The sequence below is a fragment of the Leucobacter sp. USHLN154 genome, from assembly GCF_037145595.1.
In the GTDB taxonomy this organism is placed as follows: Bacteria; Actinomycetota; Actinomycetes; order Actinomycetales; family Microbacteriaceae; genus Leucobacter; species Leucobacter alluvii.
The window spans coordinates 37,532-60,718 of sequence record NZ_JBBCXF010000007.1 but is presented as its reverse complement, the minus strand read 5'-3'; the positions used below and the strand labels follow the sequence as shown (position 1 = coordinate 60,718).

24 protein-coding genes are annotated in these 23,187 nt (G+C 66.9%); 5 read left to right on the top strand and 19 right to left on the bottom strand.

The genetic code is table 11. The annotated features are described in order from the left end of the window. Positions 1 to 166 precede the first annotated feature (166 nt). Positions 167 to 1,864 carry a DHA2 family efflux MFS transporter permease subunit gene (locus WFH23_RS12905; protein WP_090150352.1) on the top strand — a complete coding sequence of 566 codons (1,698 nt, stop codon included), beginning with the start codon at positions 167 to 169 and terminating at the stop codon, positions 1,862 to 1,864. Positions 1,865 to 1,868: 4 nt separating this feature from the next. Continuing rightward, entirely contained in the window at positions 1,869 to 2,405 is a 537-nt protein-coding gene (locus WFH23_RS12900) for a MarR family winged helix-turn-helix transcriptional regulator (protein WP_211648666.1), read from the top strand. On the opposite strand, the gene rsmA is transcribed toward WFH23_RS12900, so the two are convergent. The 4 genes from rsmA to WFH23_RS12880 are packed head-to-tail and all read right to left on the bottom strand — an operon-like array spanning position 2,386 to position 6,327. Then, positions 2,386 to 3,297: a 16S rRNA (adenine(1518)-N(6)/adenine(1519)-N(6))-dimethyltransferase RsmA gene (rsmA, locus tag WFH23_RS12895; protein WP_336662827.1), complete on the bottom strand. Its 912-nt coding sequence runs from the start codon at positions 3,295 to 3,297 to the stop codon at positions 2,386 to 2,388. The two genes, WFH23_RS12900 and rsmA, sit on opposite strands and share 20 nt — an antisense overlap. Beyond that, a complete protein-coding gene (locus tag WFH23_RS12890; protein ID WP_200331635.1) occupies positions 3,294 to 4,211 on the bottom strand; it encodes a TatD family hydrolase in 918 nt (305 codons plus the stop codon). The genes rsmA and WFH23_RS12890 overlap by 4 nt, the downstream gene beginning before the upstream one ends. After that, on the bottom strand, positions 4,208 to 5,794 hold the full coding sequence (gene metG / locus WFH23_RS12885) for a methionine--tRNA ligase (RefSeq protein ID WP_336662826.1): 1,587 nt from the start codon (positions 5,792 to 5,794) through the stop codon (positions 4,208 to 4,210). Before metG ends, WFH23_RS12890 begins: the two co-directional genes overlap by 4 nt. A gap of 56 nt (positions 5,795 to 5,850) precedes the next feature. Next, positions 5,851 to 6,327: an OsmC family protein gene (locus tag WFH23_RS12880; protein WP_090150366.1), complete on the bottom strand. Its 477-nt coding sequence runs from the start codon at positions 6,325 to 6,327 to the stop codon at positions 5,851 to 5,853. Positions 6,328 to 6,376: 49 nt separating this feature from the next. On the opposite strand from WFH23_RS12880, the gene WFH23_RS12875 reads away from it, so the two are divergent. Beyond that, positions 6,377 to 7,747, top strand: coding sequence for an aminotransferase class III-fold pyridoxal phosphate-dependent enzyme (locus WFH23_RS12875; RefSeq protein ID WP_336662825.1), 1,371 nt, complete (start codon positions 6,377 to 6,379; stop codon positions 7,745 to 7,747). 43 nt (positions 7,748 to 7,790) lie between these two features. Here WFH23_RS12875 and WFH23_RS12870 read toward each other — a convergent pair whose 3' ends face one another. The 14 genes from WFH23_RS12870 to prmC all read right to left on the bottom strand — a co-directional run bounded on the left by WFH23_RS12870 (position 7,791) and on the right by prmC (position 20,033). Further along, positions 7,791 to 8,792: a protein phosphatase 2C domain-containing protein gene (locus tag WFH23_RS12870; protein WP_090150372.1), complete on the bottom strand. Its 1,002-nt coding sequence runs from the start codon at positions 8,790 to 8,792 to the stop codon at positions 7,791 to 7,793. A 30-nt stretch (positions 8,793 to 8,822) separates the two neighbouring features. Next, positions 8,823 to 9,623, bottom strand: a complete 801-nt coding sequence (locus WFH23_RS12865) for a YaaA family protein (protein ID WP_336662824.1) — start codon at positions 9,621 to 9,623, stop codon at positions 8,823 to 8,825. A gap of 83 nt (positions 9,624 to 9,706) precedes the next feature. Further along, on the bottom strand, positions 9,707 to 9,964 hold the full coding sequence (locus WFH23_RS12860; protein ID WP_090150378.1) for a F0F1 ATP synthase subunit epsilon: 258 nt from the start codon (positions 9,962 to 9,964) through the stop codon (positions 9,707 to 9,709). 3 nt (positions 9,965 to 9,967) lie between these two features. Next, positions 9,968 to 11,428: a F0F1 ATP synthase subunit beta gene (gene atpD / locus WFH23_RS12855; RefSeq protein ID WP_090150382.1), complete on the bottom strand. Its 1,461-nt coding sequence runs from the start codon at positions 11,426 to 11,428 to the stop codon at positions 9,968 to 9,970. A 22-nt stretch (positions 11,429 to 11,450) separates the two neighbouring features. Next, positions 11,451 to 12,341: a F0F1 ATP synthase subunit gamma gene (locus WFH23_RS12850; RefSeq protein ID WP_090150385.1), complete on the bottom strand. Its 891-nt coding sequence runs from the start codon at positions 12,339 to 12,341 to the stop codon at positions 11,451 to 11,453. Between the two features lie 79 nt (positions 12,342 to 12,420). Beyond that, a complete protein-coding gene (gene atpA / locus WFH23_RS12845; RefSeq protein ID WP_090150388.1) occupies positions 12,421 to 14,049 on the bottom strand; it encodes a F0F1 ATP synthase subunit alpha in 1,629 nt (542 codons plus the stop codon). 54 nt (positions 14,050 to 14,103) lie between these two features. After that, complete coding sequence (locus tag WFH23_RS12840; protein WP_336662823.1) at positions 14,104 to 14,880, bottom strand: F0F1 ATP synthase subunit delta; 777 nt, start codon at positions 14,878 to 14,880, stop codon at positions 14,104 to 14,106. Then, positions 14,880 to 15,431: a F0F1 ATP synthase subunit B gene (locus tag WFH23_RS12835; protein ID WP_090150394.1), complete on the bottom strand. Its 552-nt coding sequence runs from the start codon at positions 15,429 to 15,431 to the stop codon at positions 14,880 to 14,882. The genes WFH23_RS12840 and WFH23_RS12835 overlap by 1 nt, the downstream gene beginning before the upstream one ends. A gap of 39 nt (positions 15,432 to 15,470) precedes the next feature. Beyond that, positions 15,471 to 15,698 carry an ATP synthase F0 subunit C gene (gene atpE, locus WFH23_RS12830; RefSeq protein WP_010157574.1) on the bottom strand — a complete coding sequence of 76 codons (228 nt, stop codon included), beginning with the start codon at positions 15,696 to 15,698 and terminating at the stop codon, positions 15,471 to 15,473. Positions 15,699 to 15,749: 51 nt separating this feature from the next. Continuing rightward, positions 15,750 to 16,553 (bottom strand): F0F1 ATP synthase subunit A, encoded by an 804-nt coding sequence (atpB, locus tag WFH23_RS12825; protein WP_090150397.1) that lies wholly within the window; start codon positions 16,551 to 16,553, stop codon positions 15,750 to 15,752. A gap of 178 nt (positions 16,554 to 16,731) precedes the next feature. Further along, a complete protein-coding gene (locus tag WFH23_RS12820) occupies positions 16,732 to 17,202 on the bottom strand; it encodes a 3-oxoacyl-ACP reductase (protein WP_336662822.1) in 471 nt (156 codons plus the stop codon). Continuing rightward, a complete protein-coding gene (locus tag WFH23_RS12815) occupies positions 17,195 to 18,403 on the bottom strand; it encodes an MraY family glycosyltransferase (protein WP_336662821.1) in 1,209 nt (402 codons plus the stop codon). Before WFH23_RS12815 ends, WFH23_RS12820 begins: the two co-directional genes overlap by 8 nt. A 1-nt stretch (position 18,404) precedes the next feature. Further along, positions 18,405 to 19,070: an L-threonylcarbamoyladenylate synthase gene (locus tag WFH23_RS12810; RefSeq protein ID WP_211648677.1), complete on the bottom strand. Its 666-nt coding sequence runs from the start codon at positions 19,068 to 19,070 to the stop codon at positions 18,405 to 18,407. Between the two features lie 57 nt (positions 19,071 to 19,127). After that, positions 19,128 to 20,033, bottom strand: a complete 906-nt coding sequence (prmC, locus tag WFH23_RS12805) for a peptide chain release factor N(5)-glutamine methyltransferase (protein ID WP_336662820.1) — start codon at positions 20,031 to 20,033, stop codon at positions 19,128 to 19,130. Positions 20,034 to 20,222: 189 nt separating this feature from the next. Here prmC and cysK point away from each other — a divergent pair, with 189 nt between their 5' ends. Further along, positions 20,223 to 21,158 carry a cysteine synthase A gene (gene cysK / locus WFH23_RS12800; protein ID WP_090150411.1) on the top strand — a complete coding sequence of 312 codons (936 nt, stop codon included), beginning with the start codon at positions 20,223 to 20,225 and terminating at the stop codon, positions 21,156 to 21,158. Between the two features lie 38 nt (positions 21,159 to 21,196). After that, complete coding sequence (cysE, locus tag WFH23_RS12795) at positions 21,197 to 21,763, top strand: serine O-acetyltransferase (RefSeq protein WP_090150415.1); 567 nt, start codon at positions 21,197 to 21,199, stop codon at positions 21,761 to 21,763. A gap of 16 nt (positions 21,764 to 21,779) precedes the next feature. On the opposite strand, the gene WFH23_RS12790 is transcribed toward cysE, so the two are convergent. After that, on the bottom strand, positions 21,780 to 23,171 hold the full coding sequence (locus tag WFH23_RS12790; protein ID WP_090150418.1) for an MFS transporter: 1,392 nt from the start codon (positions 23,169 to 23,171) through the stop codon (positions 21,780 to 21,782). Positions 23,172 to 23,187: the final 16 nt, after the last annotated feature.

The window sequence follows — 23,187 nt, the reverse complement described above, 5'->3', positions numbered from 1 at the left end:
CCTACGCTAGCGCAAGCGCGGGCGCCGATCGGACGTGCGTGTCACACTCGTTCGTTAGTTGACAACGGTCAACCAAGTGGTATGGTTGATCTTCGTCAACTGTTGACTTGCATCAACCGATGCTCTCACGCTCACAGCACTCCGCAGCACACAGAATCAGGAACCAATGTCTCTCCCCGCATCCGCACCCACGGAACCGCCGAAGATGACGCATCGCCAGGTCCTCGAGGCGCTCTCAGGGCTCCTCCTCGGCATGTTCGTCTCCATGCTGGCCTCGACCGTCGTGTCGAGCTCGCTGCCCGTCATCATCCACGACCTCAAGGGCGATCAGGCCGCGTACACCTGGGTCGTCACCGCGACACTGCTCACCACCGCGATCTCGACGCCGATCTGGGGCAAGCTCTCCGATCTCTTCAATCGCAAGCTCCTGTTCCAACTCGCGATCGGCATCTTCGTGCTCGCGACGGCCGCGGCCGGGTTCTCGCAGGACCCCGGCACGATGATCGCCTTCCGCGCGGTGCAGGGCATCGGCGCTGGCGGACTCGCAGCCCTCAGCCAGGTCATCATGGCCGACATCATCAGCCCGCGCGAGCGCGGACGCTACATGGGCCTCTTCGGGGCCGTCATGGCGCTCTCGACCGTCGGCGGTCCGCTGCTCGGCGGCGTCATCACCGATTCGATCAACTGGCGATGGAACTTCTTCGTCGCACTGCCGTTCGCCGTCGCAGCGCTGTTCATCGTACAGAAGACCCTGCACCTGCCCAAGCGTCCGCGCAAGCGCACCAGCATCGACTACTTCGGCATCGTGCTCCTCTCCGTGTCGGTATCGCTGCTGCTCATCTGGGTGACCAATGCCGGGCGCGACTACGACTGGTGGAGCCTGACGACCATCCTGATGGTCGGCGGCGCCCTCGTCGCCGCGACGCTGTTCATCATCGTCGAACTGCGCTCCAAAGAACCCCTCGTGCCGTTGACGCTCTTCCGCAGCCGCACGTTCACGCTCGCCGTCGTCGCCTCGATCGCCACCGGCATCGCCATGTTCGGGTCGTCCGTGTTCCTGAGCCAGTACATGCAGCTCTCGCGCGGGGCCACCCCGACGCAGGCGGGCGTCATGACGATCCCCATGATCGCCGGCCTCCTGCTCGCCTCGATCGGCGTCGGCGGTCTCATCACGAAGTACGGCAAGTGGAAGCCGTACCTGATCGTCGGGGCCGTGCTGCTGATCGCCGGCTCGACGATGCTCTCGACCATCCATTACGACACGAACTTCGCTCTGGTTTCCCTGTACATGTTCCTGCTCGGCGCCGGCGTCGGCATGACGATGCAGAACCTGGTGCTCGTCGTGCAGAACACCGCGGATCCCGCGCAGATCGGCGTATCCAGTTCGGGTGTCACGTTCTTCCGCAGTCTCGGTGGCACGATCGGCGTCTCAGTGATGGGTGCAGCGCTGGCGGCCCGCGTGAGCGACCTCATGGGATCGGAATCCATCCTTCGCAAGATGGCCACCGCGGTCCAGTCGCTCGGCGAAGAGGGCATCGCCGTCGCGCAGCAGCTGAAGTCGGGGGCTCTGCCAGAGGTCTCGACGATGCCGCACGCGATCAGGATCATCGTCGAAGACGTCTACGCGCAGGGCATCTCGCACTCCTTCCTCATCGCCGTGCCGTTCGCGGTGCTCAGCCTCATCGCGATCATCTTCCTGCCGAACACCCCGCTCACGAGCATGACGAACAGCGAGCGTGCGCACGCATCTGAGGCGGACTTCGCCACAGTGTCGACCTCGGAGGGCATGGGGGTGCTGACCGCGACCGGTGGCATCCCCGTGGTCGAGGACGACGACGCTCCGAACCGGCCGTCGGAGAAGTAGCGACATGTCGTCATCCACGCGTCCGGCTTCCGCGGCTCCCGCTGCGCCCTCCTCGGCTTCCGAGCACGAGGACCGCAGTGGGAGCCCCGCGGGCGACCCGCGCACGCAGGCCTTCGAGGCGCTCGAGCGGGAGTTCGAGCTCATCTTCACTCAGTTTCGCCGGTCGGCGATGGCGAATGCGTCGCAGGTGAGCGAGGGGATGCTTCCCGGCGCCTACAAGGTGCTGACGACGATCTCCCGGGTCGGGAGTGCGACGCTCTCCGAACTCACCGAGATACTGCTCACCGACAAGGGGCAGATGAGCCGCACGATCCGCGATCTCGACGAGCGAGGCCTCATCGACCGCGCGCCGGATCCGAGCGACGGCCGGTCGATCCGCATTTCAGTGAGCGAGTTCGGGACGCAGCGTCTCGCGATGACTCGGGGCGAGAAGGAGCACGAGCTCCGCGACGCGATGGGACGTTGGACCGTCAGCGACATCGTGCGGTTCACCGAGCTCCTGCACGCTCTCTCGCTCGGCCTTACTCCCCGGACTCCGTAGCACTGGCTGACGCGCGGGCGATCGCGAGAAACTCGTCGATCGCGAGTTCCTCCGCCCGCGCTGCGGGGTTCGACCCTGCTGCCGTGATCACGCCCACGGTGCGATCGAACCCTCCCAGCACCGGCTGCAGGGCTTGACGCAGCATCTTCCGGCGCTGCGCGAATGCCGCGTTGACGAGCTCGAAGGTCAGACGCCGCTCGGCCTCGGTGCCGCGAGGCTCGTCTCGACGCTCGTATCCCACGAGCACGGAGTCGACGCCGGGCACGGGCCAGAAGATCTTGCGGCTCACGGTGCCGGCGATGCGCCACGGACCGTACCAGGCCGCTTTCGCGCTCGGCGATCCGTACTCCTTCGATCCGGGCTGCGCGGCGATGCGGTACCCCACTTCGGCCTGCACCATCACGAGGCCGCCGCGCAGGTCGGGGAGCAATTCGAGCAGATGCATCAGGATCGGCACCGACACGTTGTACGGAAGATTCGCCACGAGCTTCGTGGGCGTCGCGTCGGCCGCGAAATCCTCGGCGGTGACGTCGAGCGCATCACTGCGCACCACACTCAGACGCGGGCGCTCCGCATCCGCGAAGACCTCCGGCTGCATCGCAGCCACCGTCGCCGGGAGCTCGGCGGCGAGCCGGTGATCGATCTCCACAGCGGTGACGCCCGCGCCGGTTTCGGTCAGTCCGAGCGTCAGAGAACCGAGCCCGGGTCCGATCTCCACCACGCGCTCCCCCCGCTGCACACCGGCGAGCCGCACGATCTTGCGCACCGTGTTCGGGTCGATGACGAAGTTCTGCCCGAGCTTCTTCGTCGGCGACACGCCGAGTCGCTCGGCGAGCTCGCGCACCTGCGCCGGACCGAGCAGCGCAGGCGCTTCGCGGTTCTCGTCGCTCACGAAGTCGCCTCAGCTGATTCGAGCTGCCACGATCCGTACACGCGTTCAGTATTGGCGGCGATGAGCGCGCACACCTCATCGAGGGGGCGCTCGAGGGTCTCCGCCAGACGCCGCACCGTGTAGGGCAGCAGGTACGGCGCGTTCGGCCGCCCGCGATAGGGTTCCGGCGTCAAGAACGGGGCGTCGGTCTCCATCAGCAGGAGCTCTGGCTTCGCGACGGCGATCGCCTCGCGGAGCACCGGCGCGTTCTTGAAGGTCGAGGGTCCGGCCACCGACACGTACCAGCCGTGGTCGTTGCAGATCTTCGCGAGGCGCGCATCGCCCGAGAAGCAGTGGAACACCGTGCGCTCGGGTGCGCCCACGCGGATCAGGGTGGCCACGACCTCGTCGTGGGCATCGCGATCGTGGATCTGCAACGCGATGCCGTTCGCCTTGGCGATTTCGATGTGCGCCTCGAACGATTCGATCTGCGCGTCCCGCCCGTCCTCGCCCGTTCTGAAGAAGTCGAGCCCGGTCTCGCCGATCGCGCGCACGCGAGGCTGAGCTGCGAGCCGGGCGATCTCGGAGAGCTGCTCGTGCAGCAGCCCCAGCTCAGCGACACGCGGCGCCTCGTTCGGGTGGAGTGCGACCGCGGCCAGCACGCGCGCGTCGCTCGCCGCCAGTTGCGCGCTCCACCGGCTCGTCTCGAGATCCGTTCCGACCTGCACGACTCCCTGCACGCCGACTGCAGCGGCACGCGCCAGCGACTCGAGCGGGTCGAGCTGATCCACACCGTCCTCGAACTCGAGGTGCGTGTGGTTGTCGTATACGGGCAGCGGCAGGGGCTCCGGAGCCGCAGGCCGCGTGAGGTCCCGCCCGTCCGACTTGCGTTTGCGGAGCCCGCCCTCGGGAACCGCTGCAGCAGCCTGACTCACTTGCCCGTCTCGTCGGCTTCGATCCGCGGGAACAGCACCGTGAGCGGCTGCTGCTCGGTGCCCGGCGCAAGCTTGCCCCAGACGGCCGCATCGCGGAGCGGCTGCTCGTCGAGTGCGCCGAGCGCGGACTCGGCGCCGAGCGCTGCCCACAGCTTGTAGGTCGCGAGCGGCACCACCGGAGCGAGGAGCTCGGCGAGCACGCGCAGCCCTTCGGTCGCCGTGTAGAGCACGGTGCCGAGACGCGCGCGCTGCCCCGGATCCTTCGCGAGCACCCAGGGCTCCTGCTCGGTGATGTACCCGTTCAGCGCGTCGACGAGCTCCCAGATCGCGGCGATCGCCTCGTGGATCGCGAACGCATCCATGCGCTCGTCGGCTCGCGCTGCCGCCGATGCCGCGAGTTCGCGAATCGCCTCGTCCGCAGGCGCTTCGTCGGCCGCCTCCGGCACTCGGGACTCGAAGTACTTCGCGTTCATCGCGAGTACCCGGCTCGCGAGGTTGCCGAAACCGTTCGCGAGTTCGGCCTGGTAGCGTGCCGCGAGATCCTCCCAGCTGAACGAACCGTCGTGCCCGAAGGAGATCGCTCGCATGAAGTAGTAGCGGAACGCGTCCGAGCCGAACGTATCGGTGATCTCGTTCGGCGCGATGCCGGTGAGCTTCGACTTCGACATCTTCTCGCCGCCCACGAGGAGCCAGCCGTGGGCGAAGACGTGGTTGGGCACCTCGAGCCCTGCTGCCATGAGCATCGCCGGCCAGATCACCGCGTGGAAACGCAGGATGTCTTTGCCGACGAGATGGTTCGCCGGCCACCGGCGCGCGAACTCCTCATCGTCCTGGCCGTAGCCGATGGCTGTGACGTAGTTCAGCAGCGCGTCGAACCAGACGTAGGTGACGTGCGATGCGTCCCACGGGATCGGAATGCCCCAGTCGAACGAGGTGCGGGAGATCGAGAGATCCTCGAGTCCCTGCTGCACGAACGCGATGACCTCGTTTCGCGCGCTGGCCGGTTGCACGAAGTCGGGCCGCTCCTCGTAGAGCGCGAGCAGACGATCCTGGAAGGCGCTCATCTTGAAGAAGTAGTTCTTCTCCTGCAGCAGCTCCAGGGGCTTGGAGTGGATGGCGCAGACCTTCTGACCCGCGAACTCACCGGTGCCGTCGACGATCTCGCTCTTGGGCTTGAACTCCTCGCACCCGACGCAGTAGAGCGCTTCGAACTCGCCCGCGTAGACGTGGCCGTCGTCATGCAGCTTCTGCAGGAACTTCGCGACGCCGGCCTCGTGGCGCGCGTCGGTCGTGCGGATGAAGTCGTCGTTGGAGATGTCGATCAGATCGAGCAGGGGCTTCCAGGCCGACTCGACCAGACGGTCCGCCCACTCCTTCGGTGCGACGCCGTTCGCAGTCGCGGTGCGCAGGATCTTCTGACCGTGCTCGTCCGTGCCCGTGAGGAACCAGGTGTCGTCCCCGGCCTGGCGGTGCCAGCGAGCGAGCACATCGGCGGCCACTTCGGTGTAGGCGTGCCCGATGTGCGGGGCGTCATTGACGTAGAAGATGGGGGTCGTCAAGTAGAACGAGGAGGGGTTGGCCATGGGTTCCATTGTATTGGGAACCGGGAGCTGAGCTGGTCGCGCGACGTCGCCCGGCCTCACTCCCCCGCGGCGACCACGATCTCCGGCTCGTGCCGCACCGGGAAGTTCACCGAGTTCGCGATGAAGCACGCTGCGAACGCGTCTGCGTGCGCCGCCCGCGCCGCGTCGACCATGCCGGACGCGGCAACGGTGACGCGCGGACGCAGGATGACCTCTTCAAAGGCTCCGCCGATCCCCTGCTGCCGCATCACTCCGGTCGCGGCGTCGCTGTACGCGACGACGACGACCCCGGCGCGCACGGCCATGTGCAGGTAGGAGAGCATATGGCACTGAGCGAGCGCGGTGACGAGGAGCTCCTCCGGGTTCCACCGGTCGCGGTCGCCGTGAAAGGTGGGATCCGCCGAGCCCTCGAGCGGAGCCTTCCCTTCGGCGTGGATCAGCAGCTCGCGCCCGTACGCGCGATACCCGCTCGTGCCGGTGCCGCGGTTGCCCGTCCACTCGACACCGACGCGGTACTCGTGCAGATCCTTCATGACCCCACTCTAAACGGTGTCGCAGTGCCCCGAGAGTAGGATCGAGACCATGAGTTCAGCGACCAGCGCCGTAGCCGTCAGCACCGAATCTTCAGTTCCTCAAGAGCGTCTCGTACGCACCGAGATCCCCGGGCCCCGCTCGAAGGAGATCCACGAGCGGCGACGCGCAGTCGTGCCTCCCGGCGTGCACAGCGTGCTCCCCGTGTACATCGAGCGCGCGCACGACTCGATCCTCATCGATGTCGACGGCAATCAGATCATCGACGTCTGCGGCGGCATCGGCGTCACCACGATCGGGCACACTGATGATCGCGTCGTCGCGGCGGCGACCGCCCAGCTGCAGAACGTCACCCACACGCTCTTCACGATGACCCCGTACGAACCCTACGTGCAGGTCGCCGAGCATCTCGCGAAACACGTACCGGGGTCGACGGCGAGCGCTCCGTACAAGACACTGCTCATGAATTCGGGGGCCGAAGCAGTCGAGAACGGCGTCAAGATCGCACGGAAGTTCACGGGACGGCCGGGGGTCGCCGTGCTCGAGCACGCCTACCACGGTCGCACGCTCCTCACGAGCAGCATGAATCACAAGGCTGCGCCGTACGCGCTCGGGTACGGCCCGCGAGTCGGCGACATCTACAAGGCGCCGAACTCCTACCCGTTGCACGACGGACTCACCGGCGCAGAGGCCGCCTCGCGCACGATCGCCTACCTCGAGAAGCAGGCCGGGGCATCCGACCTCGCATGCCTCGTGGTCGAGCCGGTCCAGGGTGAAGGCGGCTTCATCGTGCCAGCCGACGGCTTCCTCCCGGCGCTCGCCGAGTGGTGCCGCGCCAACGGCATCGTCTTCATCGCCGATGAGGTGCAGGCGGGGATGGCGCGCACCGGCACGGTCTTCTCGATCGAGCAGTTCGGCGTCGTGCCCGACATCGTGCTCTCGGCCAAGGGCATCGCCGGAGGCCTGCCGCTCGCGGGGATCACGGGCCGGGCCGACATCATGGACCAGTCGCAGCCGGGCGGACTCGGAGGAACCTTCGGCGGCAATCCGGTGTCGTGCGCGGCCGCCGTGGCCGTCTTCGAGCAGATCGAATCGCTCGGCCTGCTCGGCGAGGCCCGACGCATCGAGTCCTCCTTCGGGGCCGGCCTGCGCGAGCTTCAGGAACGCTTCCCCGCGATCGCCGAGGTGCGCGGCATGGGGGCGATGCTCGCCATCGAGGTGACGAAGCCCGGCACGCTCGAACCCGACGCCGATCTCGTCGCTCGAGTCATCGACGCGGCCGCGCAACGGGGGGTGCTGCTGCTGAGCAGCGGCGTGCACAATCAGGCGATTCGCTTCCTGCCCTCGTTGAAGATGAGTGACGCACTCATCGCCGACGTCATGTCCGTGCTGCAGGAGTCGTTCTCGGTCGCGAGCTCGTAGGGGCTCGCGGCGGCGCGCCTCGGCGAGCGCTGGGCCGCAGCGCTCAGCGTTCTTCCGGGCGGGGCGTGCTCGGCGCATCGGGGAGGATCACGGGCTCGACGTCGTCGCAGTCCTCCTCGTCCTGGCCATCCCGGCTCGGCGTGTGCACCGGAGCCGATGTCACTGCCGCCGCAGCGCGGCTCCGGTCGCCCTCGGAGCACACGCTCTCCGTGTGGTCCGAGAGATCGATGCCGGATCCCTCGATGCTTCCGGTGTCGACGACATCTCCGACCGCGTGCACATCGATGACGACGACGGTCACATTGTCGCGACCCGCGTTCTCGAGCGCGTGCCGCACGAGCGAGCGGGCGGCGGCCTCCGCAGTGACCTCCGTCGCGAGGAAGTGCTGGATGCCGACATCGGTCAGCTCCTTGGTCAAGCCATCGGAGCAGATGAGCAGCCGCTGACCCGCGATGAGCGCCAGCGACGTGTAATCGGGAATGGGTGCCTCGTTGAACCCGACGGCGCGCGTGATGACGTTGGCGTGCGGGTGCACCTCCGCCTCTTCCTCGGTGATCGCGCCGGTATCGATGAGGTGCTGCACGACCGAGTGATCCACGGTGATCTGGCTCAGCGCACCCTTGAAGTACTGGTAGACGCGGGAGTCGCCGATGTTGAAGACCTTCCACGTCGGCTCGGGATCCGTGCCGAGCACGACTCCGGTCACCGTCGTGCCTGCTCCGAGCTCCGTGTCGCCGGCGTCGAGCTCGATGTCGTCGACGGCGTCGCCGAGCGTCTCGTCGATGTCCTGCTCGCTCACCAGGTCTTTGCCGCCGAGTTCGGCGAGACGTCGAACGACCGCTGCCGAGGCGATCTCGCCGGCGGAGTGACCGCCCATCCCGTCCGCGATCGCGAACACCGGCGGGGCCGTCACGTAGCTGTCCTGATTGTTCTCTCGACGGCGCCCGACGTCCGTCATCGCGAACCACGAGAGTTCGAGCTCGAGATCGCCTCCGGCACGATAGTTCAGCCGTCGCCGAACTCCGTTCTCTCCGCGAGCCGTCACAGCTTCCCTCTCATAGACACCCGAGCCATATTACCCTGCATCCGCTTGCCGCGATGCGGTCATGCCCGGAGCACCGAGCTGCGTGACGAGCGTGAGGGTCCGCTCGTCGGGGTCGGCGTGCAACTCGAGCCCTGCCGACGCGCCCCAGCTGAGGAGCGCGTCCATATCTGAAACGGCGGCCTGGTCGCTCGCGAGGCGCCGCACCAGATCGCCTTTCGCCGCCTTGTTGAAGTGGTTCAGGGCGCGTACCTCGCCGTCCGCGCTGCGCTGCGCGACATGCACGAACCATCCGATACCGTCCGGGAGCGGGGCGAGAGCTGCGTAATCCTGTGAGCGGAGATCGAGCACCAGGCCGGGGGCGTCATCCCACGAGATGGCAGCGTGTGCGCCGCTCCACAGGCGTTTCAGCGGCATGGCGAGTTCCGGCAGACGCGAGCTCGCGGAGAGTCTGTACGCGGGGATCTCATCCCCCGCACCGATCAGGCCGAAGAGCGCGGACTGCACAGCGACGTGATCGTCGAGCCACTTCCGGGACGCCGTATCGAGCGTGGCGACATCGAGGGCGTCGTACAGCACTCCCGTGTACCGCTCGATCGCCGGCAGCACGCCGCTCTCACCCAGTCGGCGGTTGTGCGCGAGCTCGGCGCGGTTCTTCACCCCGAGCTTCAGCGCTTTCGCTGCCGCCGCTTCGTCGCTGCTCAGCGATTCGAGCGCTTCGCGCACGCGTCGTCGGAACTCGGCGAGCTCGTCAGCGAATCGGAGCCGTGCCGGGTCGAACGCGCCGGCGCCGCCGGGCCGCTTCGTCTCGGACGGCGGAAGCAGGAGGAACATGCGTACCTTTCGTGCGCTGCACGAACGAACGGCCGATCAGTGCCCCGTGGAGGGCATGACCGGCCGTTCGCTGGTGTTGGGGACTACGCTACGGTGGCGCGTCCCGCGACAATGGTGATGGTGTCGTGGTCGACCGAGAGGAACCCGCCCTCCGCCTCGACCGCGACTTTCTCGCCGCCAGCGGTGGTCACGCGCACCTCGCCCTTCGCCAGAAGCGCGAGCAGTGGCTCGTGGCCGCTGAGGATACCGATCTCGCCTTCGACCGTCTTCGCGATGACCTGGGAGGCTTCACCCGCCCAGACCTGACGCTCGGCCGAGACGACGCTCACGTTCAGCGCCATCGTTTAGGCCAGATCCTTCTGCATCTTCGCCCAGTTCTCCTCGACATCGTTGATGCCGCCGACGTTGAAGAACGCCTGCTCTGCAACGTGGTCGAACTCGCCCTTGGCGATGGCATCGAACGACTCGATGGTCTCCTTGAGCGGAACCGTCGAGCCCTCGACACCGGTGAACTTCTTCGCCATGTAGGTGTTCTGCGAGAGGAACTGCTGGATGCGACGTGCGCGCGACACGGTGATCTTGTCTTCCTCGGAGAGCTCGTCGACACCCAGGATCGCGATGATCTCCTGGAGTTCCTTGTTCTTCTGCAGGATGGCCTTGACCGTGGTGGCGACGCGGTAGTGATCCTCGCCCAAGTAGCGGGGGTCGAGGATGCGCGAGGTCGACGTCAGCGGATCGATCGCCGGGTAGAGACCCTTCGATGCGATCTCGCGCGACAGCTCGGTCGTCGCGTCGAGGTGCGCGAAGGTCGTCGCCGGAGCCGGGTCGGTGTAATCGTCGGCGGGGACGTAGATCGCCTGCAGCGAGGTGATCGAGTGACCGCGCGTCGAGGTGATGCGCTCCTGGAGCACACCCATCTCGTCTGCGAGGTTCGGCTGGTAGCCCACAGCGGAGGGCATACGGCCGAGCAGCGTCGAGACCTCGGAACCGGCCTGGGTGAAGCGGAAGATGTTGTCGATGAACAGCAGCACGTCCTGCTTCTGCACATCGCGGAAGTACTCCGCCATGGTCAGCGCCGAGAGGGCGACGCGAAGACGCGTTCCCGGCGGCTCGTCCATCTGGCCGAACACGAGCGCGGTCTTGTCGAAGACGCCCGCTTCTTCCATCTCGTGGATGAGGTCGTTGCCCTCACGGGTGCGCTCGCCGACGCCGGCGAACACCGACACACCGCCGTGATCCTGCGCGACGCGCTGAATCATCTCCTGGATGAGGACGGTCTTGCCGACACCCGCGCCGCCGAACAGGCCGATCTTTCCACCCTGCACGTAGGGCGTGAGGAGGTCGATCGACTTGATGCCGGTCTCGAAGAGCTCGGTCTTCGACTCGAGCTGGTCGAACGCCGGCGGGGTGCGATGGATGCCCCAGCGCTCGGTGATCTCGATGGTCTCACCCTCGGGGAGGTTGAGCACGTTGCCCGAGACGTCGAACACCTTGCCCTTGGTGATGTCGCCGACGGGCACGCTGATGGGGCCTGCCGTGTCGAACACTTCCTGGCCACGGACGAGACCGTCGGTGGGCTTCAGAGCGATGGCGCGGACGAGGTTGTCTCCGAGGTGCTGTGCGACCTCGAGAACGAGCTTCGAGGACGCGGTGCCGTCACCGAAGTCGACGCTCGTCTCGAGAGCGTTGTAAACGGCGGGAATCGCATCGTGGGGGAACTCGATGTCGACGACGGGCCCGGTGACTCGAGCGATCCGCCCGACAACCTTGGTGGCCTCAGTCGCCACTGCGGCGGTTTCGGTCATGATTCTCTCTCTTCGTGCTGTTTTAACCGGACAGCGCGTCAGCGCCGCCCACGATCTCGGAAATCTGCTGGGTGATCTCCGCCTGGCGCGCGTTGTTCGCGAGGCGGGTGTAATCCCGGATCAGCGTGTCGGCGTTATCACTTGCGGACTTCATCGCCTTCTGCGTCGCAGCATGCTTCGCTGCGGCCGATTCGAGCATCGCGTTGTACACGCGCGACTCGATGTAGGCGGGAAGCAGGCGGTCGAGCACGGTGTCTGCATCCGGCTCGAACTCGTACAAGGCTTCCGGTGCATCGGTTGCCTCGGCCACGCCCTCGACGATCTGCAGGGGCAGCAGGCGGTGCACCTGCGGCACCTGGCTGACCATGCTGATGAGGCGGTTGTAGACGAGGTGGATCTCTTGCGCTCCGCCTTCAGCAGCGGGGCGCCCGAAGATCTCGAGCAGCGCTTCAGCGACTTCGCTGCCGGTCTCGAACGTCGGGTTCTCGGTGTCGCCCGTCCAGACGCGCTCGGAGGCGCGACGGCGGAACGAGAAGTACCCCTGGGCCTTGCGGCCGATCAGGTAGTACACGACGTCCTTGCCCTCGCTGCGGAGCAGCTCGCTCAGCTCCTCGGCTTCGCGCAGCACCTGCGAGTTGAAGGCGCCTGCGAGGCCGCGGTCCGAAGTGAAGATGACGACCGCTGCGCGCTCGACCTTCTCAGCCTCGGTGAGCAGCGGATGGTCGGAATTCGAGTGCGTGGCGACGGCAGAAACCGCGCGTGTGATCGCGGTCGTGTACGGCGTCGAAGCTTCGACGCGCGCCTTCGCCTTCTGGATGCGAGATGCCGCGATCAGCTCCATCGCACGGGTGATCTTCTTGGTCGTCTGGGCAGAACGAATTTTCTGCCGGTAGACCCGAAGTTGCGCTCCCATGTCTCTCCTGTAGTGGTTGGGGCTGGCTGGTGATCAAGGTTCGGGGTGGGCGGGGACGATCGTCCCCGCCCACTGATCCCTACTTCTTGTTGACGACCAGCTGCTCCTGCTGGATCTCGGCTTCGTCGATCGCGTCGAACTGCTCGGCCAGGCTCTGACCGCTCGACGTGCGGAACTCGCTCGTGAACTTGCCGATCTGGCTTTCGAGCTCGGCGACGGTTTCGTCGGCGAGGACGTTCGTCGTGCGGAGCGTGCCCAGCACCTCGGAGTTGCGTCCGAGGTAGTCGAGGAACTCGCGCTCGAAGCGGAGGATGTCCTCCACCGGAACGTCATCCATGAAGCCCTTGGTACCCGCCCAGATCGACACGGTCTGCTCTTCGACCGGGTACGGGGTGTACTGGGGCTGCTTGAGGAGCTCGGTGAGGCGCGCACCGCGGGCGAGCTGCCTGCGGCTGGTCGGATCGAGGTCCGACGCGAACATCGCGAACGCCTCGAGCGCACGGTACTGAGCGAGCTCGAGCTTCAACGTACCCGAGACCTTCTTGATCGACTTCACCTGAGCGTCGCCGCCCACGCGCGACACCGAGATGCCGACGTCGACCGCGGGCCGCTGGTTCGAGTTGAACAGGTCGGACTGCAGGAAGATCTGGCCGTCGGTGATCGAGATCACGTTGGTCGGGATGTAGGCCGAGACGTCGTTGGCCTTCGTCTCGATGATCGGCAGACCGGTCATCGAACCCGCGCCCAGCTCGTCGGAGAGCTTCGCGCACCGCTCCAGCAGACGGGAGTGGAGGTAGAAGACGTCACCCGGGTATGCCTCGCGCCCCGGCGGACGACGCAGCAGCAGCGATACCGCGCGGTAGGCCTCAGCCTGCTTCGACAGATCGTCGAAGATGATGAGGACGTGCTTGCTCGCGTACATCCAGTGCTGGCCGATGGCCGAGCCGGTGTAGGGGGCGAGGTACTTGTAGCCAGCGGGATCCGAAGCCGGGGATGCCACGATGGTCGTGTACTCCATCGCTCCGGCGTCTTCGAGCGCGCCCTTCACCGAAGCGATGGTCGAGCCCTTCTGACCGATCGCGACGTAGATGCAACGCACCTGCTTCGAGATGTCGCCCGATTCCCAGTTCGCCTTCTGGTTGATGATCGTGTCGATCGCGAGGGCGGTCTTGCCGGTCTGACGGTCGCCGATGATGAGCTGGCGCTGGCCACGGCCGACGGGGATCATGGCGTCGATCGCCTTGATGCCGGTCTGCAGAGGCTCGTGCACCGACTTGCGCTGCATGACGCCGGGAGCCTGGAGCTCGAGGGCGCGACGGCCTTCGATTCCGGTGATCTCGCCGAGTCCGTCGATGGGCTTGCCGAGCGGGTCGACCACGCGGCCGAGGTAGCCCTCGCCAACGGGAACGGAGAGCACCTCGCCGGTGCGGGTGACCTGCTGGCCCTCTTCGATGCCGGTGAACTCACCGAGCACCACCACACCGATCTCGTTCTCTTCCAGGTTCTGCGCGAGACCCAGGGTGCCGTCCGCGAAGCGAATCAGTTCGTTCGCCATCACGCCCGGGAGTCCCTCGACGTGCGCGATGCCGTCAGCGGCGTCGACGACCGTGCCGACCTCGGTCTTGCCAGCCTCGGTGGGCTCGTACGACGCTGCGAAGTCCTTCAGCGCGTTACGGATCTCATCCGGGCTGATTGAGAGTTCTGCCATTTCGTTTCCTCTGTCTGTTCCGGAAGCGCAGCCCCCGGGGGTGAAAAGTTGTCGCTATGCAGCGAGCTGCTGTCGGAGATCGGCGAGCCGCGCGCGAACGCTTCCGTCGATCACGTCATCGGCGATCTGCACCCGGATTCCACCGACCAGAGTCGGGTCGACCACGGTCGTGATGCGCACGGGGCGCCCCGCCGACTGCTCGAGTGCGCGTGCCAGACGCTGCTGCTGCTCCGCCGTGAGCGGCGTCGCAACGGTGACCGTTGCGAGCTCGCTGCCGGCCTCATCCGCCGCGAGGCGTGCTGCCTGACGCAGCGTGGCGTCGAGACGCCGACCGCGCGGGCTTGCGACGAGATGCGAGAGGACGGTCAGGGCCGAAGCCGATGTCTTCCCCTGGAAGAGGCGCTGCACGAGGGCGAGCTTGCCGGCAGGGTCTGCCAGCTTGCTGCCGAGGCTGAGTTGCAGTTCATGGTTGCGATCGATCACATCGACCGCAGCGAGGAGCTCATCGGAGAGCGCAGGGTTCACGGCGCCTTCCGCACGAATGCCGAGCTCTTCGACGCCCGAGACGAACTCGGCGACATTCGACCACCGGGCCTGAACGGCAGCGGTGAGTACTGAGCGCGCGCCAGCGGAGAGACCGCTGAAGAGTCGCTCGACCAGCTGCGACTTCGCCTCGGCCGGAGCCGAAGCATCGCCGAGCGCCGCTGCGAGCGCGGGGCTCTCAGCAACCCGGCTCGCCGCTTGCAGCAGCTCACCGCCGGCGTTCGTGTCGAGACCGGACCCGAGCGCGGTTCGCGCCTGGGCCAGTGCTTCGCGTGACGCGCTTCCCATTACTGAGCCGCCTTCTCGGATGCTTCGAGGTCGGCCAGGAAGCGATCGACGAGCGCCGAAGCCTTCTGGTCGTCGGTGAGCGTCTCGCCGACCACGCTCGAGGCGAGGTCGATGGCGAGCGAGCCCACGTCCTTGCGGAGCGAGACGACAGCGCTCTGGCGCTCGGCCTCGATCTGCGCCTGCGCGGCGTGGGTGATGCGTGCCTGCTCGGTCACCGCATCCTCCTTCGCCTTTGCGACGATCTTGTTCGCGTCGAGACGAGCCGACTCGCGGATCTCGCCGGCCTCCTGCCGAGCGCTCGCGAGCTGGGCGGTGTATTCCTGGAGTGCGGCCTCGGCCTTCGCCTGAGCCTCGTCGGCTTTGGCGATGTTGCCTTCGATCGCCTCTGCGCGAGCATCGAGCATCGTCTGCATCTTGGGAAGGAAGACCTTCCAGAATGCGACGAGGATGATGGCGAAGACGACCGCAGACCACACGATGTCGTACGTTGCGGGGAAGAGCGGATTGAGGTTCGCGCCCTCCTCCGCTGCAACGAAGACTGCGTTATTCATCGAGCCTCCCTTTCGAGACTAGGGAAAGGTGAAAGCGGCTTACGCAGCGAAGATGAACGGCGTCGCGATCGCGATGAACGCGAGCGCCTCGGTGAACGCGATACCGATCCACATGAGGACCTGGAGGCGGCCGGCGAGCTCGGGCTGGCGGGCGACACCCTCGATGGTCTTGCCGACGACGATACCCACGCCGATGGCGGGTCCGATGGCAGCGAGGCCGTAACCGACGGTTGCGATGTTGCCCGAGATTTCAGCGAGAACAGACACGGTATGTGTTTCCTTCCGTATGTGAGTGCGGCGGTTGCCGAACCCGATTGGTTAGTGCTCTTCAGCCAGCGCGAGCTGGATGTAGACGGCGGTGAGAAGTGCGAAGACGTAGGCCTGCAGAACGGCCACGAGGATCTCGAAGAGCGTGAACGCCGCACCGAATGCGAACGTGCCGACGCCGAAGAGCTTGAAGAAGCCCTCGCCCGAGAAGAGGAAGAACTGCGTCGCTGCGAAGAGCAGGACCAGGAGCAGGTGGCCTACGAGCATGTTCATCAGCAGTCGGAGCGTGAGCGTGACCGGACGGATGATGAACGTCGAGACGAACTCGATCGGCGTCACGATGATGTAGATGGCCTTCGGCACGCCTGACGGGAAGAGCGCGTTCTTGAAGAAGTTGCCCGGGCTCTTCTTGATGCCCGCGTAGATGAAGGTCACGTACGAGACCGCCGCGAGCGTCAGCGGGAAGCCGATGACCGAGCTGGCCGCGATGTTCAACCCTGGGACGATGCCCGTGATGTTGAACGCCAGAACCGTGAAGAAGATGGCGGTAAGGATGGGAAGGAAGCGGCGTCCGTCTTTCTTTCCGAGCAGGTCCTCAGCGATGTTGACGCGCACGAAATCGAGCGCCATCTCTGCAAGGGACTGCCCGCGCGTCGGGATGACACGCATCCGGCGAGTGCCGAGCCAGAAGAGGAGCAGCAGTACGACCATCATGAGGACACGGATCAGCATGATCCGGTTCATCGCGAACGGCGTACCTTCGAAGAGCACGATGTCGGGGAAGAACTCGGCCATCGTCGGCGCGTGGAATTCACCCTCTTCGGCCGCGAAAAGTACGGGGGCCACGAGGTGCATAGCGTTAGCGAACAGCGCCATTCTCCTGACTTCGGTGCGGCATCAGCCAGCACGGTGTCGAACGGTGGTCGTGCCCCCGGGGCGGCGGTGGCACAGCGCAACCAGCCCAGCAGGGAACATACTTGAGTGTATCAACCTTTCCGCTCCAGAAGAAACTCGGAACGGTGTGATCACAGGTTCAGGATCGCCGGGTATCCGAGATGATCGGGATGCGCGAGCGCGAGATGACCACGACGTCGAGCACCAGCGAGGCGATGACGCTCGCGATCACGCCGAAGAACATGACCCGCGTATCGAGCCACTCGGCGTCGCGCAGCAGGACGACGGCGACGATGAAGACGATGAATTTGAAGACCCAGCTTCCGAGCACGATGCCGAAGAAGGCCGTGATGTAGAAGTCGCGCTCGATGAATCGATTCGCGAACGCGATGCTGCCCACCGTCATCATCAGGAAGAGGCCGCCCAGCGCGGTTCCGATGACTCCGCCCCAGAGGCCCGGCTGACCGGACGCGAGGTACCCGATCACCGCGAAGACCACGATCAGGGCCGCGGTGACGACCAGGCCCCACCGCAGCGCGCGCAGCAGCACGGGCTGGGAGGACGGCATCGGCCGAGGGTCGGTCTCGTTCGGCTGCGCGAGATCACTCACTCTGGGATCCTTTCGGCGGCGCCTGCTCGGCGAGCTGATCGACGCCGGCGGCGTCGGCTCGGGTGGGCCGTCGCGTCAACGGTACCAAGCCCTTCCGTGCCGCAGCTGCACGGACGCGACGGGCCGGGTACATCAGGAGCGCGAACGTCGCCGCTCCCCCGATGCCCAGCACGACCGCAGGCAGTACGAAGCTCTGAGTCGTGAAGACGAGCAGCACCGCGACCGAGAGCACTGCCGTGCCCGCGTAGAAGATGCAGACCGCTTGGAGCGGCGAGTGGCCCATGTCCAGCAGGCGATGGTGCAGATGGAGTCGGTCCGCCGTGAACGGGCTCTTCCCCGCGCGCAGCCGTCGTGCGACCGCGAGCGAGAAGTCGGCGAGCGGCAGGGCCAGCACGGCGATCGGAAGGATGATCGGGATGTAGCTCGCGAGCACGAGCTTCTGATCGAGGGAGGCCGGATTCAGCTGCCCGGTCACCGACACGGTCGACGTCGCCATCAGCAGCCCGACGAGCAGCGCTCCCGTGTCCCCCATGAACATCCGCGCGCGGTGCCAGTTGAACGGCAGGAATCCGACGCAGATGCCGACGATGACGATGGCGATGAGGCTCGCGAGGATGACCGAGTCGACGCGCCCGATCTGGTCGTTGAGCAGACGCGTGTAGATGAAGAATAGCGAGTTCGCGATGATCGCGACACCCGCGACCAGGCCGTCGAGGCCGTCGACGAAGTTGACGGCGTTCATCACCAGCGTCATCAAGAACACGGTGAGGAGGAAGTTCACCACCGGGGAGCCGATGATCAGCGTGTCCCCGAACGGCAGGGAGACGATCTGGATGCCGCTCCACGCGAGAATGCCGGACGCGACGAGCTGCGCGGCGAGCTTGATCATCCAGTCGAGGTCGAGCAGGTCGTCGAGCACGCCGACCACGGCGATGATGCCGCAGGCACCGAGCAAGGCCCACATCTGGTTGCGCTGGGCGAAGAGGGACGCGAACTCGTGCTGGGTGCTCGCGACCGCGAAGGCTGCGACGATCCCGAGGAACATCGCGACCCCGCCGAGTCGTGGCGTCGGGGCGGTGTGCACATCGCGGGCGCGCACTTCCGGCGTCCAATGGAAGCGGCGGCTCAGCCGAAGCACTCCCCAGGAGGCGACCGCAGTGACGAGAGCCGCGACCGCGACGACCGTCACGTAGGCAAGCACGCTACTCCCCGAACACGACCTGCGGCAGCAGTTCCGCGATCAGATCGCGGGAGACGCCGCCTTCGCGCAGGATGCGGATCTCGCCGCCGTCCTCGGTCAGGCGCGTGGCATCGACGATCGTCGACGCGACGCCGTCGCCGGCCGCCGGGCCAGCGTCCAGGTAGACCGAAACGGAGTCCCCGAGCATCTCCTGCGCTTCGGCCGCCGTGCGCGCCGCCGGCCGACCGGTCAGATTGGCCGAGGAGACGGCGAGGGGCCCGGTTTCACGGAGCAACTCGAGCGCGAGCGGCTGATGCGGGATGCGGAGCGCGACGGTGCCCCCGGTCTCGCCGAGATCCCAGCTGAGGAGCGGGTTGGCTTGCGTGATGATCGTGAGCGCGCCCGGCCAGAACGCGTCGGCCAGGGCGCGAACGGGGGCGACGACCTCAGCGGCGAGGGCCGCGAGCGTATCCGTGTTCGGAATCAGCACCGGTGGCGGAGACTGCCGGTCGCGACCCTTCGCGTCGAGCAGGCGCTGCACCGCATCGGGGTTGAAGGCATCGGCGGCGACGCCGTAGACCGTGTCGGTCGGAACGACGACGAGTTCACCCCGGCCAATCGCCTGCCGTGCGGTGCGCGTACCGGCGAGCAGTTGCGAACTATCGGAGCAATCGAAGAACTCGGCCATAGCTCGCCAGTCTACTCCTGTCGCGCACGGGACCGACTGGATCGCCCGCCCGGCCTCTCATCGCAGGGCGGTCGTCGCCCGGTCCCGCCCGGTGAGATCCGGATGGGTCGCGGCTGCGCGCCAGCCGTCCGCGGTCAACAGCTCCCGGATCGCGCGCCCTTGCGACTCCGCGTGCTCGATCACGAGGGTTCCCCCGGAGACGACGAGTGCGCGCGCCGACCGACTGATGCTCCGAACGATGTCGAGGCCGTCCTCTCCCCCGTACAGCGCGAGCTGCGGATCGTGATCCCGCACTTCCGGATCGCGGGGCACCATGCCGCTCGGCACGTATGGAGGATTCGACACCAGTACGTGCACGCGCCCCGCGAGCGGCGCGAGGTCGGCGATCTCCTCCAGAGCGGTCGCGTCCCCCTGCACCAGCGACACGCGACCGTCGCCCCACTCTGCGACGTTCCGCTCCGCCCAGGCGAAGGCCTCGCGACTCATCTCGACCGCCCAGATGCGGGCCCTCGGGACTTCGTGCGCCATCGCCAGGGCGAGCGCGCCGCTCCCCGTGCAGAGGTCGACGGCGATCGGCTCGGGATCCGGGACCAGCTGCAGCGCATTGATCGCGAGCTGGGCGACGACCTCCGTTTCGGGGCGCGGCACGAAGACTCCAGGACCGACCGCGAGCTCGATGGATCGGAACGGCGCGCGGCCGGTCAGGTGCTGCAGCGGGACCCGCCGAGCGCGCTCCTCCGTGAGTTCCACCGCCGCTGCCGCGTCAGCAGGCGTGATCTCTGCCCGCATCACGGCCAGCGCCTGCACCCGGCCGCGCGACTCGCCGAGCACGTGCCCGAGGATGAGCTCGGCATCGGCCGACGGATCCTCGATTCCCCCGGCGAGCATCCGCTGCCGCATCGCGTCCAGCAGCACATCGACCCGTGCGGTCGCCGTCGGGGCAGCGCCCTGTTCGTCAAGCATGACTCCACCCTCCCACATCGGTCGCGAGCCGTCGTGCGGCGCACGTTCGACGCCATCTGGCGCTCGGCGTCACACTGCGACTTGCTGCATAACGTCTGCGAACGCGAGGGATAACCGATCGATATAGTTTGAGGAGGCCTCGCCGCCCCAGCGGCCCGCAACGATTCGACCCCAGGAGGATGCAGCACCATGGCACGGACCTACGACAACATCACGCAGGCGTTCGGCAACACGCCCCTCGTCCGACTGAACCGCGTTACTGAGAATGCGGGCGCCGAGGTGTTCGCGAAGCTCGAGTTCTACAACCCGGCCGGCTCGGTGAAGGATCGCATCGGCATCGCCATCATCGACGCCGCAGAGCAGTCGGGCGATCTGCAGCCCGGCGGCACCATCGTCGAAGGCACGAGCGGCAACACCGGGATCGCACTCGCCTTCGTCGGCGCGGCCCGCGGCTACCGCGTGATCCTGACCATGCCGGAGACCATGAGCATCGAGCGCCGCAAGATGCTGCGCGCCTACGGCGCCGAGATCGTGCTCACCGAGGGCCCCCTCGGCATGAAGGGCGCCGTCGCGAAGGCCGAGGAGATCGCGTCGAACACGCCGGGCGCTGTGCTCGCGAAGCAGTTCGCGAACCCCGCGAACCCGGCAGTCCATCGCGCCACCACGGGGCCGGAGGTCTGGAACGACACCGATGGCTCGGTCGACATCTTCATCGCGGGAATCGGCACCGGGGGCACCATCACCGGCGCCGGCGGGTACCTGAAGGAGCAGAACCCGAACGTGCAGGTCATCGCCGTCGAGCCGATCGACTCGCCGCTGCTCACCGAGGGCAACGCTGGTCCCCACAAGATCCAGGGACTCGGCGCGAACTTCGTTCCCCCGATCCTCGACCGCGAGGTCTACGACGAGGTCATCGACGTCACGCTCGCCGATTCCATCGCGAAGGCGCGCGCGCTCGCAACGGACGAGGGCATTCTCGCCGGCATCTCCGGCGGCTCCGCCGTCTGGGCCGCCACCGAGGTCGCCAAGCGCCCCGAGAACGCCGGCAAGAAGATCGTCGTCGTCGTCCCTGATTTCGGTGAACGCTACTTCTCGACGGTGCTCTTCGAGGACCTCGATGCCTGAGGCTGCAGGAATCTGACGACGCAGACACCCCCTACGAGATGAGCGTGTTCTCCCGCATTCGTGAAGACATCTCCGCCGCCCGCGCGCACGATCCAGCAGCGCGCAGTGCGGCGGAGGTGTTCTTCGTGTATTCAGGCCTCCATGCCGTCTGGTGGCATCGCGTGTCGCACGCGCTGTGGCGGCGCGGCATGCGGTTCGTGCCGCGCGCCATCTCCCAGGTATCCCGATTCTGCTCCGGTATCGAGATCCACCCCGGGGCCACGATCGGCCGCCGACTGTTCATCGACCACGGCATGGGAGTCGTCATCGGCGAGACCGCCGTCATCGGCGACGACGTGCTCATCTACCACGGCGTCACCCTCGGAGGCACCGGGCATGACCGCGGCAAGCGGCACCCGACCGTGGGCAACCGGGTCATCATCGGCGCCGGGGCGAAACTGCTCGGCGACATCGAGATCCAGCACGACAGCGCGATCGGCTCGAACGCCGTGGTCGTGCGGTCGGCACCGCCGTGGACCACGCTCACCGGGATCCCCGCGCAGGGGCGACCGCGGCGAGGTGCCCCGATCGAGCAGCCGGACATGGCCGACTTCTACGTGATCTGAGCGGGACGCGACGCCATCAGCGCAGCGTGCGTCCGTTCTCGTCCATCCAGCGCTTCGTGCGCCGCTGCTCCACGATGATCATGACGATGCCCAGCGCCCAGAACGGGATCTGCACGGCGAACGCCACCTGGAAGGCGTGGAGCGAGTAGTTCTCGGGCGATCCGGCGCCCTGCACGTCGAGCACCAGACCGATGAGCAGGATCACGAGCAGCGACGCCGTGAACCCGCCCGTGTTCACGAGCCCCGTGCCGAACCCCGCGTAGCTCCGAGGCGTGTGCGACCGGGCCACCTCGAACGCGATCATCGAAGCCGGTCCCCCGAGCGGCAGGATCAGCAGGAGCACCAGTACGAGACCGAGCGGCGGCGTGCCTGGCCAGACGATCACCGATGTCCAGACGAGCGCGATCGCGACGGTGATGCCGAGATTGAACCAGACGCGGCGCTCGATGAAGCGAGAGCTCAACGGGCCGAGCACCACGCTCGCCACCATCGAAGAGATGACGGTGAGGCTGAGCAGACCGCGCGCGTCCGCCTCATCGAGCCCGAGGCCGCCGACGAGGAACGGGGTTCCCCAGAGCAGCAGAAACACGTTCGCTGCGAACGGCGAGGCGAAGTGCACCCAGTACGCGAGCCTGACGCCGGGCAGTCGAAGCAGCCGCCGCGCGCGGTTCCAGAACCCCAGTCCGCGCACCCGAACCTCGGAGATCACGGGGATCATCTCAGTCGCGGGCGGCTGCACCGCGGCCATCGCGGCCGTGCGCGTGTCGGCGAACGACCGCGCATTCTCGGTCGTGCGACCCCGCCTCCCCGTGACCCGCTCGAGCAGTGTCTCCTGGCCGGGCGCATCTCGCAGCACGACGACGCCGAGAATCACGACCAGCAACCCGACGGCGGCGAGGCCGAGGAACCCGCCCATCCAACCGGCGGTTCCGACGAGCACGGCGAGCGGCACGACCGAGACGAGCTGACCCGACTGCCCGATGAGGCCGGTGGCCTGGCTGATGGTCGGCAGTTGCCGCAATGAGAACCATTCGGGCAGCATGCGCATGACGCTGATGAACGTGCAGGCGTCACCGGCGCCCACGAGCACGCGCGCGACGATGGCGAGCGACACCTCGGGTACGGTCGCCATGGCCGCCTGTCCGACGATCATCAGCACGCCCCCGATGAGGATCATCGCGCGCGGCCCGATGCGATCGAGCAGCACTCCCACCGGGATCTGCAGGCCGGCGTACACCAGCAACTGGATCACCGGAAACGAGGCCAGCGTCGTCGCATCGATGCCGAAGTGTTCCTGCGCCGCCGGGCCGAGGGCGGAGAGCGACGAGCGGTTGATGATCGCTATCGCGTAGGCGAGCGCCGCGGTTCCCCAGACGACCCAGGGAAGGATCGGACGGGCAGCGCGCATAGTGCCATGCTACCGC

What these genes read in the sequence shown, in the direction of transcription:
- WFH23_RS12905 (WP_090150352.1), top strand. Translation starts at nt 167, where the DNA reads ATGTCTCTCCCCGCATCCGCACCCACGGAACCGCCGAAGATGACGCAT.
- WFH23_RS12900 (WP_211648666.1), top strand. Translation starts at nt 1,869, where the DNA reads ATGTCGTCATCCACGCGTCCGGCTTCCGCGGCTCCCGCTGCGCCCTCC.
- metG (WP_336662826.1), bottom strand. Translation starts at nt 5,794, where the DNA reads ATGGCCAACCCCTCCTCGTTCTACTTGACGACCCCCATCTTCTACGTC.
- WFH23_RS12880 (WP_090150366.1), bottom strand. Translation starts at nt 6,327, where the DNA reads ATGAAGGATCTGCACGAGTACCGCGTCGGTGTCGAGTGGACGGGCAAC.
- WFH23_RS12875 (WP_336662825.1), top strand. Translation starts at nt 6,377, where the DNA reads ATGAGTTCAGCGACCAGCGCCGTAGCCGTCAGCACCGAATCTTCAGTT.
- WFH23_RS12865 (WP_336662824.1), bottom strand. Translation starts at nt 9,623, where the DNA reads ATGTTCCTCCTGCTTCCGCCGTCCGAGACGAAGCGGCCCGGCGGCGCC.
- WFH23_RS12860 (WP_090150378.1), bottom strand. Translation starts at nt 9,964, where the DNA reads ATGGCGCTGAACGTGAGCGTCGTCTCGGCCGAGCGTCAGGTCTGGGCG.
- atpD (WP_090150382.1), bottom strand. Translation starts at nt 11,428, where the DNA reads ATGACCGAAACCGCCGCAGTGGCGACTGAGGCCACCAAGGTTGTCGGG.
- WFH23_RS12850 (WP_090150385.1), bottom strand. Translation starts at nt 12,341, where the DNA reads ATGGGAGCGCAACTTCGGGTCTACCGGCAGAAAATTCGTTCTGCCCAG.
- atpA (WP_090150388.1), bottom strand. Translation starts at nt 14,049, where the DNA reads ATGGCAGAACTCTCAATCAGCCCGGATGAGATCCGTAACGCGCTGAAG.
- WFH23_RS12840 (WP_336662823.1), bottom strand. Translation starts at nt 14,880, where the DNA reads ATGGGAAGCGCGTCACGCGAAGCACTGGCCCAGGCGCGAACCGCGCTC.
- WFH23_RS12835 (WP_090150394.1), bottom strand. Translation starts at nt 15,431, where the DNA reads ATGAATAACGCAGTCTTCGTTGCAGCGGAGGAGGGCGCGAACCTCAAT.
- atpB (WP_090150397.1), bottom strand. Translation starts at nt 16,553, where the DNA reads ATGCACCTCGTGGCCCCCGTACTTTTCGCGGCCGAAGAGGGTGAATTC.
- WFH23_RS12810 (WP_211648677.1), bottom strand. Translation starts at nt 19,070, where the DNA reads ATGGCCGAGTTCTTCGATTGCTCCGATAGTTCGCAACTGCTCGCCGGT.
- prmC (WP_336662820.1), bottom strand. Translation starts at nt 20,033, where the DNA reads ATGCTTGACGAACAGGGCGCTGCCCCGACGGCGACCGCACGGGTCGAT.
- cysK (WP_090150411.1), top strand. Translation starts at nt 20,223, where the DNA reads ATGGCACGGACCTACGACAACATCACGCAGGCGTTCGGCAACACGCCC.
- cysE (WP_090150415.1), top strand. Translation starts at nt 21,197, where the DNA reads ATGAGCGTGTTCTCCCGCATTCGTGAAGACATCTCCGCCGCCCGCGCG.
- WFH23_RS12790 (WP_090150418.1), bottom strand. Translation starts at nt 23,171, where the DNA reads ATGCGCGCTGCCCGTCCGATCCTTCCCTGGGTCGTCTGGGGAACCGCG.